Source organism: Saccharothrix sp. ST-888 (genome assembly GCF_000955975.1).
In the GTDB taxonomy this organism is placed as follows: domain Bacteria; phylum Actinomycetota; class Actinomycetes; order Streptomycetales; family Streptomycetaceae; genus Kitasatospora.
This window is the reverse complement of record NZ_JYJF01000153.1, coordinates 1-10,599: the sequence shown is the minus strand read 5'-3', so window position 1 is coordinate 10,599 and position 10,599 is coordinate 1. Positions and strand designations below refer to the sequence as shown.

10 protein-coding genes are annotated in these 10,599 nt (G+C 74.5%); all 10 read right to left on the bottom strand.

All coding sequences use genetic code 11. The annotated features are described in order from the left end of the window. A partial coding sequence (locus UK12_RS30275; RefSeq protein ID WP_045306400.1) for a class I SAM-dependent methyltransferase occupies positions 1-463 on the bottom strand: 463 nt, incomplete at its 3' end. A gap of 153 nt (positions 464-616) precedes the next feature. Next, entirely contained in the window at positions 617-1,285 is a 669-nt protein-coding gene (locus UK12_RS30270; protein WP_045306399.1) for a response regulator, read from the bottom strand. Beyond that, the gene (locus UK12_RS30265; RefSeq protein ID WP_063838348.1) at positions 1,282-2,625 is read right to left on the bottom strand and encodes a sensor histidine kinase; all 1,344 of its coding nucleotides are present in this window, start codon (positions 2,623-2,625) and stop codon (positions 1,282-1,284) included. The genes UK12_RS30270 and UK12_RS30265 overlap by 4 nt, the downstream gene beginning before the upstream one ends. Before the next feature lie 34 nt (positions 2,626-2,659). Next, complete coding sequence (locus UK12_RS30260; RefSeq protein WP_045306398.1) at positions 2,660-3,484, bottom strand: ABC transporter permease; 825 nt, start codon at positions 3,482-3,484, stop codon at positions 2,660-2,662. After that, positions 3,481-4,425 carry an ATP-binding cassette domain-containing protein gene (locus UK12_RS30255; RefSeq protein ID WP_045306397.1) on the bottom strand — a complete coding sequence of 315 codons (945 nt, stop codon included), beginning with the start codon at positions 4,423-4,425 and terminating at the stop codon, positions 3,481-3,483. Before UK12_RS30255 ends, UK12_RS30260 begins: the two co-directional genes overlap by 4 nt. A gap of 271 nt (positions 4,426-4,696) precedes the next feature. Beyond that, positions 4,697-5,203, bottom strand: a complete 507-nt coding sequence (locus tag UK12_RS30250; RefSeq protein WP_045306396.1) for a copper chaperone PCu(A)C — start codon at positions 5,201-5,203, stop codon at positions 4,697-4,699. Continuing rightward, the gene (locus UK12_RS30245) at positions 5,200-7,521 is read right to left on the bottom strand and encodes a heavy metal translocating P-type ATPase (protein WP_045306395.1); all 2,322 of its coding nucleotides are present in this window, start codon (positions 7,519-7,521) and stop codon (positions 5,200-5,202) included. Before UK12_RS30245 ends, UK12_RS30250 begins: the two co-directional genes overlap by 4 nt. Then, positions 7,518-7,724, bottom strand: a complete 207-nt coding sequence (locus UK12_RS30240) for a hypothetical protein (protein WP_045306394.1) — start codon at positions 7,722-7,724, stop codon at positions 7,518-7,520. Before UK12_RS30240 ends, UK12_RS30245 begins: the two co-directional genes overlap by 4 nt. Positions 7,725-7,848: 124 nt before the next feature. After that, positions 7,849-8,727, bottom strand: a complete 879-nt coding sequence (locus tag UK12_RS30235) for a phenylalanine 4-monooxygenase (RefSeq protein ID WP_063838347.1) — start codon at positions 8,725-8,727, stop codon at positions 7,849-7,851. A gap of 289 nt (positions 8,728-9,016) precedes the next feature. Continuing rightward, positions 9,017-10,599 (bottom strand): CocE/NonD family hydrolase (locus UK12_RS30230; protein ID WP_045306393.1); only part of this gene is annotated, 1,583 nt, incomplete at its 5' end.

Sequence of the window (10,599 nt, the reverse complement as noted above, 5' to 3'; positions counted from 1 at the left end):
ACTCGACCAGCTCGAAGACGCTGGAGTGGCCGACGTGCTGCGCGAGGTACGTCCCGCCGGGCCGCAGGACCCGGGCGATCTCCTCCCACCAGACGGTCACCGGGTGGCGGCTGGTCACCAGGTCGAACGCCTCGTCGGCGAACGGCAGCGGCGGCTCGTCCCGGTCCGCGGCCACGACCACCCCGAGCGGGTGCAGCAGTCTCGTCGCCTTGGCGACGTTGGGTGGCCAGGACTCGGTCGCCACCATCAGCGGGGGGAATTTCCCCGCCCCGGCCAGGACCTCCCCGCCGCCCGTCTGGATGTCGAGTGCGGCCGAGGCGCGGGCCAGGTGCTCGGCCATCGTCCGCTGATAGCCCCAGGAGGGCCGCTGCTCGGTCGCCCGGCCGGCCAGCCAGGAGAAGTCCCAACCGTCCACCGAGACGGAATCGGCCTCGGCCACCAGTTCATCGAAGGTGCGTGACATACCCGAATCATCACGGCGGAACGGCTGCTTGTCCACGTCCTTTCCCTGACCCGTTTTTGCAGGTCAGGGGGTGGTCTGGGCTGCCCGGAAGCGGTTTGCCGAAGGGGTTTCCGCGAGGCGGTGGAGCCGGCCGCCCCCAGGCGCCGGTCGGTCTCAGGAGGGGAGGACCAGGCGGTTCTCGTAGGCGAAGACGACGGCCTGGACGCGGTCGCGCAGACCCAGCTTCAGCAGGATGCGGCTGACGTGGGTCTTCACGGTGGCCTCGGCGAGGACCAGTTCGGCGGCGATCTCGGCGTTGGACAGGCCCCGGGCGAGCAGGACCAGGACGCTGCGCTCGCGGGCGGTCAGGACTTCGACGGCCTCCTCGGCGCGGGCCCGGTTGCCGCCGTCGGTGGGCAGCTGGGAGGCGAAGGTGTCGAGCAGGCGGCGGGTGATGCGCGGGGCGACCACCGCGTCCCCGGCGGCGACCGAGCGGATCGCGGCGAGCAGTTCGTCCGGCTGGGCGTTCTTGAGCAGGAAGCCGGAGGCCCCGGCGCGCAGCCCGGCGAAGGCGTACTCGTCCAGGTCGAAGGTGGTGAGGATGAGGACCTTGGTGTCGGGGTTGGCCGCGACGATCAGGCTGGTGGCCTCGATGCCGTCCATGCCGGGCATCCGGACGTCCATCAGGACCACGTCCACCTGCCCCCCGGCGGCCAGCCGGACCGCCTCCGCGCCGTCCTCCGCCTCCCCGACCACCGCCATGTCCGGCTGGGAGCCGAGCACCAGGGAGAAGGCGACCCGCAGCAGGGGCTGGTCGTCGACCAGCAGGACTCGGATGGTCATGGGGTGCGCAACTCCTGCGGTTCGTCGGGTGCGCCGCCCGCGGCGCGGGTGAGTGCGGAGCCGTCGGGGCCCTCGTCCAGGACGTCGTCCAGGACGAGGGTGGTGGCCACCCGCCAGCCGCCGCCGGGCAGTGGGCCGGCGCTGAGCTCGCCGCCGTACCCGGCAGCGCGCGAGCGCATGCCGGTCAGCCCCTGGCCGGGGTGGCCGAGCTGGGCGGAGTGGCCACGGTGGGGCTTGGGGTGGCCGTTGTCGCAGACCTCCACCGCGACGGTGGACGGGCCGCAGGCCACCCGGACCCGGGCGGTGGCGCCGGGTGAGGTGTGCTTGAGGGTGTTGGTCAGCGACTCCTGGACCAGCCGGTAGGCGGTCAGCTGGGCACCGGCCGAGACCGCCGAGTGGTCCCCGTCGAGGTGCAGCTCGGTGGGCAGGCCGGCTGCCCTGACCTGTTCGACCAGCGTGCTGAGCTGGGCGATGCCGGGCTGCGGGTGGCGCAGCGCGTCGGGTTCGTCGGCGCGCAGCACACCGAGGAAGCGCCGCATGTCGGTGAGGGCACGGCGGCCGGTCTCGGCGGACTGCCGCATCGCGGCGGTGGCCTTGTCGGGCGCGTGGGCGTTGGCGTAGACGGCGCCGTCGGCGAGGGCGACCATCACGGACAGGTTGTGGGTGACGATGTCGTGCATCTCCCGGGCGATCCGGGAGCGCTCCTCGGCGACCGCGAGCGCCGCCTGCTGGTCGCGCTGCCGCTCCAGGTCGTGGGCGCGCTGCCGCAGGGCGGTCAGCTGGGCGCGCCGGGCCCGGACGTTCAGACCGGTCACGGCCGCCGCGGTGACCGTGCCCGAGAGCAGGACGAAGACCTTGACCAGGTTGGCGAGCAGGCCGCCGTGCTCGCCGACCGGTGTCCACCGCAGGACGGCCAGGACGACGCCGAGCTCGGCGACCGCGTACGCGATCACGGTGCGGCGGCGCCGGCAGTGCGCGGCGACGGTGTAGAGCGCGAACAGGACGGCGATGTCGGCCGGCATGCCCATGGTGGTGAGCCACTGCACGAAGGCGACGGCGGCGGTGACACCGAAGACCGCGAACGGCGCCCGGCGGCGGAAGGTCAGCGGCAGGACCAGGCCGAGGTGCAGCGCCCACACCCACGGGTGCGCGGCCAGGAACCGGTGCTGGGGCATCGAGGTGAGCAGCAGCAGGGCGAGGGCGCAGCCGAAGTCGACCAGCGTGGGGTAGCGCTCGGTGAGTATCCGGCCGCGCAGCTGCCCGAGGAGCCCGGCGAGCCCCTGGGCCACGCCGGTGCGGCGTGGCCCAGGGGCGGTGGAGGTCTGGTCGAGGCCGGTCATCGGGCCATTCTCTCCCAGGCGGCGGCGCAGGCCGTCACGCGTCGCGCCGCTTGAGCACGGCGGCGGCGCCGATCAGTGCGGCCAGGACGTACAGGCCGAGCACACCCAGACCCGTCCAGGGGGCGAGGTCGTGCGGGCCCTGGTGCAGGGTGGCGACGGCCTGCCCGGCGTTGCTCGGCAGGTACGGGACGATGTCGTCCTGCCAGGAGCTGGGCAGCGCCTCGGCCAGCAGCGGCAGCACCAGCAGGGTGCCGAAGACGGCGGCGATGCCGCCCGCGGTGTTGCGGATCAGGGTGCCGATACCGACGGCGAGCAGGCCGACGGCGGTCAGGTAGAGGCCCATGCCGAGGACCACGCGCAGGACGCCGGGCGCGGAGAGCGTGGTGTCCAGGTGCTTGCCGGCCAGGATGGCCTGGCCGAGGAAGAACGCGATCAGGCAGGAGACCGTGGCGACCACCCAGGTGATCGCGCCGAACACCGCGGTCTTGGCCCACAGCACCGGCAGCCGCTTGGGCACGGCGGACAGCGAGGCGCGGATCATGCCGGTGGAGTACTCGCCGGTGACCACCAGGACGCCGAGCACGCCGATCGCCATCTGGGCCAGGAAGTAGCCGCGCAGGCTGTGCTCGACCGGGGTGAAGTGGGCCCGCTCGTCGGCCGGGAGGTGGTCCCAGCGGTTGACGGTGGCCCAGCAGAACAGTGCGCCGAACCCGACGGTGAGTGCGAAGGTCACCGCGAGGGTGATGTAACTGGAGCGCAGCGAACGGAACTTGATCCACTCGGAGTGGACCACCCGGGGCAGCGTGACCCGGCCTTCGCCGGCCTTGGTGGAGATGACGGTGGCAGTGACGGTACTCATGCCGCGACCTCCTCGGCCGAGGTGGTGGGGGTGACGGTGGCCTCGTACTCCACGGCGTCCTTGGTCAGCTCCATGAACGCCTCCTCCAGCGACGCCTGCTGCGGCGTCAGCTCGAAGAGGACGAGTCCGTGCTCGGCGGCCAGGCGGCCGATCTGCTCGCACTCGGCGCCGGACACCTCCAGGACGTTCTCGCCGTCCTCGGCGGCGACCTCGACGCCGGGCAGCTCGCGCAGGAGCTTGCCGAGGCGCGCGGCGTCCGGGGTGCGGACGTGGACCTTGCCGCTGGACGCCTGGAGGGTGAACTCCTCGACCGAGGTGTCGGCGATCAGCCGGCCCCGGCCGATCACGATCAGGTGCTCGGCGGTGAGTGCCATCTCGCTCATCAGGTGCGAGGAGACGAGCACCGTACGGCCCTCGGTGGCAAGGGACTTGAGCAGGTTGCGGATCCACAGGATGCCCTCGGGGTCGAGCCCGTTGACCGGCTCGTCGAGGATCAGCGTGGCCGGGTCGCCGAGCAGCGCCGAGGCGATGCCCAGGCGCTGGCCCATGCCCAGCGAGAAGCCACCGGCCCGCTTGCGGGCGACCTGGCGCAGACCGACGAGGTCTATCACCTCCTCCACCCGGCGGCGGGGGATGCCGTGGGTGGCGGCGAGGGCGAGCAGGTGGTTGAAGGCGCTGCGGCCGGTGTGGACGGCGCGGGCCTCCAGCATCGCGCCGACCTCGCGCAGCGGCGCGGCGTGGTCGGCGTACCGGCGGCCGTTCAGCGTGGCGTGGCCGGAGCTCGGGGTGTCCAGGCCGAGCAGCATCCGCATGGTGGTGGACTTCCCGGCGCCGTTCGGGCCGAGAAAGCCGGTGACGACACCTGGGCGGACGGTGAAGCTCAGGTCGTGGACGGCGGTTTTGGGGCCGTAGCGCTTGCTCAGGCCGACGGCTTCGATCATGGCGTGGTCCTCGGGGGAGGGACTGGCGGGCACGGCCAACGCTATTTTCCCGAGGCCGCCGGAACGAGCCGCGCCAGGACGATTCGGCGGCCGCGCGGGTGCGACGCGCGATGCAGCGGGACTACATCTCAAGACGGATGGGCGCCGGCAGCCGACCTCCTCGGACCCCGGTCCCCCTGGCCGGGCCGGGCCGGTGCCGCCGTCGCGAGGTGCGGGGCGGGCGGCGGAGGCGCGAGGCGGTGCGCCCGGCCGAGGGGTCGTCGGGCCGCGATCAGCCGAACGGTGGGCCCGGCTCGCCCTCGGCGGCGGACAGCACGGCCGAGAGGCCGCCGGGGCGGACGGCCCGGGCGCGTACCCGCAGGTCCGGACTGTGGCGGAAGTGCAGGGTGAAATCCACGGACTGGCCGGGGCGCAGCGGGGGCGGTTCGGGCACCAGGATGTCCGCGCGCTCCGGCGACATCGCCAGCTCGCCCCCGGCGGGAACGGTCAGGGTCGGCGCGTAGGCCCAGTTGCCGGTGGCGCCGAGGTGCCGGTGCTCCTTCAGGGCGAGCCGGCCGGGCTGGTCCCAGTCGACGCCGACCAGTTCGTCCGGGACGTCGCCGGGGTTGCGGACCGTGAAGAACGCGGCGGTGGCCGAGGCGCCGGTCGGGATCAGGATCCAGCCGGGCTCGGCCTGGACCGGCCGGGCCCGGCCCGCGCCGCCGACCGCGGTCCAGCCGGACAGCAGGACCAGTGACGCGGCGGCGGCCGCCAGGGGCGGGAGAGCGGCCCGGTTCATCGCGGCCTCCGGGGGGTGGTGCCGGTGCGGGTAGTGAAGGCAGGGGTGCCGACGCGGCGGGGGGCGGGCTGCCAGGTGCGCAGGCGCAGGCTGTTGCCGACCACCAGGAGCGAGCTGGCCGACATGGCGACGGCGGCGAGCATCGGGTTGAGCAGACCGACCGCGGCCAGCGGCACCAGGACCGCGTTGTAGCCGAACGCCCAGAGCAGGTTGACCCGGATGGTGGCCAGGGTGCGCCGGGCGAGCCGTACCGCGTCGACGACCGCCTCGATGTCGCCGCGCACCAGGGTCAGCCCGGCTGCGCCGATCGCCGCGTCGGTGCCGGAGCCGAGCGCGATGCCCAGGTCCGCCGAGGCCAGCGCGACCGCGTCGTTGACCCCGTCGCCGACCACCGCGACCGTGCGGCCCGCCGCGCGCAGTTCGGCGACCACCTCGGCCTTGCGTTCGGGGGAGGCTGAGGCGTGGACCTCGCCGATGCCCAGGTGCTCGGCCACGGTGCGGGCCGCACCCGGCTGGTCGCCGGTCAGCAGGACGGTCTCCAGACCCATCCCGCGCAGCCGGTGCACCGCCCGGTAGCTCCCGGGCCGCAGCGTGTCGCCGACCAGCAGGACCGCCGCCGGGCGGCCGTCCAGCTCCACCACGACCGCGGTGCGGCCGTCGGACTCGGCGCGGGCCAGCGCGTCCCGCAGCGCGGGCGTCCGGTCCGGGTCGGCCGGTCGGCGGGCGGAGGCGTCCTGGGCGGTGGCCGGCGCGAGGTCGGGGCGGACGACCCGGACGCTCCGCCCCTCGGCCGTGCCCCGGACGCCGACCCCGGGGATGGCGGTGAAGTCGGAGACCTTCGGCAGCTCGGGACCGCAGCGCCGGCGGGCCGCCGCCGCGACGGCCTGGCCGATCGGGTGCTCGGAGTGGTGTTCGACCGCCCCGGCGAGGCGCAGCACCTCGTCCGCCGACTCGCCCGGGGCGGTGACCGTCTCGGCGAGCTGCATGTGTCCGCTGGTCAGGGTGCCGGTCTTGTCCAGGACCACGGTGTCGATCCGGCGCAGGCTCTCCAGCACCTCCGGACCCCGGACCAGGACGCCGAGCTCGGCGCCGCGCCCGGTGGCCGCGAGCAGGGCCGTCGGGGTGGCGAGGCCGAGTGCGCACGGGCAGGCGACCACCAGGACCGCCACCGCCGCCGTGACCGCCGCCTGCGGGTCGGCGCCGGCCCCGAGCCAGAAGCCCAGGACGCACGCGGCCACCGCCAGCACGCAGGGGACGAACACCCCGGCGACGGTGTCCGCCAGCCGCTGGGCGCGGGCCTTGCCGGTCTGCGCGTCGGCCACCAGGGCGGTGATCCGGGCGAGTTGGGTGTCCGCGCCGACCGCGGTGGCACGGACCAGCAGCGAGCCGCCGATGTTCACGGTGGCTCCGGCGACCCGGTCGCCCGGACCGACCTCGACCGGGACGCTCTCCCCGGTCAGCAGACTCAGGTCGAGGGCCGAGCCGCCCTCCACCACCACCCCGTCGGTGGCCACCTTCTCGCCCGGCCGGACCACGAACTCCCGCCCCGGCAGCAGCTGTTCGACCGGGATCAGCCGCTCGGCCCCCGCCTCCCGGACACAGACCTCCTTCGCGCCCAGCTCGGCCAGTGCCCGGAGCGCGGACCCGGTGCGCCGACGGACCCGGCCCTCCAGCGTCCGTCCGCAGAGCACGAACAGCGGGACGCCGACCGCCGCCTCCAGGTAGACGTGCGCCGCGCCGCCGTCAGCGGTCAGCGAGAACGGCATCCGCATGCCCAACTCGCCCGCGCCGCCCAGGAACAGCGCGTACGCGGACCAGCCGAAGGAGGCCAGGACGCCCAGGCTCACCAGGGTGTCCATGGTGGCGGTGGCGTGCCGCAACCCCTGCCAGGCCCGGCGGTGGAAGCCGTACGAGCCCCAGCCGACCACCGGCAGCGCCAGAGCGAAGCAGACCCACTGCCAGGCGCGGAACTGGAGCGAGGGCACCATCGACAGGACGATGACGGCAACGGCCAGGACGGCCGTCACCACCAGCCGGGGCCGGTCCTCGGCGGGCTCGGCCGGGGCGGCGGCGGTGTGGCGGTCGCGGAGCGGCTCGGCGGTGTAGCCGGCGCGCTCGACCGCCGCGACCAGGTCGGCCGCCGGGACCTCCACCGGGTGCACCACCCGGGCCCGGCCGGTGGCCAGGTTGACGCCCGCGGTCACGCCCGCGATCCGGGCCAGCCGCTTCTCGACCCGGGCGACGCAGGCCGCACAGGTCATCCCGCCGACGGCCAGGTCCGTGGTGGTGAGCTCGCCGGCCTCCACCGGGGCGGTCATCGGCCCGTCCCCATGCCGTGGCCGTCCATGCCGGGCATGCCGCCGCCCGAGCCGCCCGGGGAACTGCTGCCCGGTGACAGGCCGGGGGAGACCGGCCCGGCGGTCCGGCCGGCCGCGAAGGCGCCCAGGAAGACGACGAGCAGGAGCAGGGCGAAGCCCAGCAGGAGGAGGGAGGGGCGGGTGCCCGGTTCGATTGCTTCCACGGCACAGCAGTCGGTCCGGGCGGCCGGTGAGTTCCCGGCCGGTTCCGGGTATCCGGCCCCGCAGCCCGGTACGGGCCTGTCCCACCGGTCCGTGCGTCCGCTTGCCCGCCCCGGCCGATCGCGCTCACGGAGCCGGGACGCGGAGCCCCCGGCTGCGTACGGTCTCGTCGTCGAAGTCGTCGAAGAACTCGCTCAGGGTGTCGGCGAGATGGCGGAGCGAGCGGGCGCAGAAGAGGTTCGGCTGGTAGCCGGAGATCTCGTAGGGGGTGGTGAGGACGGTCGCCACGTCCAGCGGGTGGATCCGGCTGCGGTCCAGCCGGGCGAGTTCGCCGGAGGAGGAGAGCAGGGCCGCGCCGAACGCCTTCGGGGTGCCGCGTTCGTCGATGACGCCGCACTCCAGGGTGAACCAGTAGACGTGGCTGATCACCTGGAGGGCCGTTCTGCTGTCGACCCGCATGGCGGCGCGCCCGACCACCCGGTAGAGCTCGGCGAGTTCGGGGGACGCCAGGTGGATGCCGTGGCCGAACACGTCGTGGATGACGTCCGGTTCGGGGGTGTAGAGCGGCAGCGCGGGGTGGCGGACGAACTGCACGGCGTGGAAGTACCCCCGGTCCATCGAGCCGAGGAACCGCTTGTTCGCCACCACCCCGCCGGTCGGCGTGAAGTCGAACCCCGTCAGCCGGCGTAACCGTGCGCCGACCTCGGAGTGCTGGGGGATGTGGTCGGTGGGGATCGGCGCCTGCTCGCGGGCTTCGAGCACCGGACGGCAGGCGTGGGCGTGGAGGGCGGTGGAGAGCGAGCGGTGGACCGTCCGCCAGGTGGCGTGCTCCGGCTCGGTGTAGGCCACCGGCGGCGCGGGATCGCCGACCCGGTGGTCCCGCACCAGGGCGGCCACGGCCTGCCGCCGCTCCAGGTACCGGGGGTCCGACAGCCCGGGGTGCCGGGCCGCGGGCCCGAGCAGGCCGTCGGGAGTGAGCGGGGTTCGTGCCCATGACTGTTTCACGAGGCCCTGTTTCCGGTGCAGGGAGAACGGTCCGGAGGCGATTTTTCTGACCGCCGACAGTGGTGTCAACCACCACTGCGAGAGCGGTAGTTCGTGTCCCCGGCCGGGTGCGCGGACGGGTGGGCGGGTTTCGGCCGATCCGTCGGCGGGGCCTCGGGAGCACCCGCGACCGCGCCCCGTCCGGCCTGTGGTGATCGGCCGTTGATCCCCCTTGCGCCCGGGGCAGCTGACCGGTGGCCGGAGGACCGGTGCGGCAGGACTGACGGCAGGTCCGGATCGCCCGGGTCGCCTACGACGCCGTGCGCGGGAACCTCCGCTCCCAGTCGCGTTCGAAGACCACCGAGCCGCCCTCCAGGGCGCTCAGGTGGCTGCGGGCGGTGAAGTGCGAGGAATTGCAGGCGAGTTCGGAGCGGGCGCGGACGGTGACGTCCCAGCCGAGGTCGGGGCGCTCCAGGCGGATCGTCCAGTCCGAGCGGGTGGTCGCGCTGAGCGGGTCGTCGGTCAGGATCCGGTACTCCTCGACGGCGCGCTCGTCGTAGACCAGGCCGTCGGGGTAGGTGAGCGGGCCGCCGTGGCCGGGCGAGACCTCCAGCCGCCACTCCCCGGCGGCGATGTCGCGGATCAGCTGCCGCTCGGGCCGCTCGGTGAGCGGCTCGGTGACGTGGACGTGCAGGCCGACCGCCTGCTCGGGCGGCTCGAAGGTGACCGGCGGGCTGCCCGCGTCGGCGGCCAGGTGCCGTACGGGCAGGACCAGCGCGCTGTGGCCGGGGTCCAGTTCGAACCCGCCCGCCCACGGCTGCGGCCACACCCACGGCCAGTACGCGGACGAGAGCGCGAGCCTGATCCGATGGCCGGGCGGGAACGAGTGCGCGATCCCCGCCAGCTCGAACCCGAGGTCCTCGACCCCGCCCGGCGTCCACTCCACCACCCGGTCCCGCCCCTGCCGGGAGGTCAGGTTGAGCACCCCGCGGGTGACCAGGGTGGACGAGCCGTCCGGCGCGACGTCGCAGAGCCGGGCGACGACCTGCCCGCGCCGCCCGTCGCACCGCACCCGCAGCCGCAGACCCGCCCGCCCGAGGATCTCGACCGGCTCGGGCAGCGGCAGCGAGTCGAAGCAGACCGACCGCCCGTCCTCCTCGCGCTGGTCGGGCGGCAGGTCGGCGGCGCTCCCGAACGGGAGGAAGCGCCCGGCGTCGGCGCCGGTGTGCTGCGGCGAGCGCACGTGCACGAACCGGTCGTCGGACGGTGTCCCGGCCGTCCGCAGCACCTCGTCCAGCCCGTAGTGGATCTCCCGGACGTCCGGCGAGGGCCAGGACTCGTCGCCCACCCACCGTCCGGGACGGTTGGCGTAGACCGTCGCGGGCAGTACCGACTCGTTCATCCAGCTGCGCAGCGCGGGCTCCCGCAGCACGCCGGTGTCGACGTCCTTGAGCCAGTGGTCCCACCAGCGCAGCGTCTCCTGCAGGAAGCCGATCGCGGGGCCGGGCGGCAGGCCCCGGTCGGGGTACTGGTGCGACCACGGGCCGATGATCGCGCGCACGGGCGCGTCCAGGTGTTCGACCAGCCGCAGCACGCTGTCCCGGTAGGGGTCGGCCCAGCCGCCGACGGCCAGCACGGCGGCCCTGATCGCCCCGTAGTCCTCGCAGGCGCTGCCCTGCCGCCAGTAGTCGTCCCTGGTCTGGTGGCCGAGCCGGTGGTGGAGCGGCGGTTCCACCGAAGCCAGCCGCTCCAGCCACATCGGCCGCCAGTCCTCCCCGACGTACCTGGGGTCCGGCGGCCGTCCGGCGAACGCCAGCATGGCGGCCGACCAGGCGTGCATGCCCACCGCCAGCAGCGAGCCGCCGAGGTAGTGGACATCGTTGTCGTAGCGGT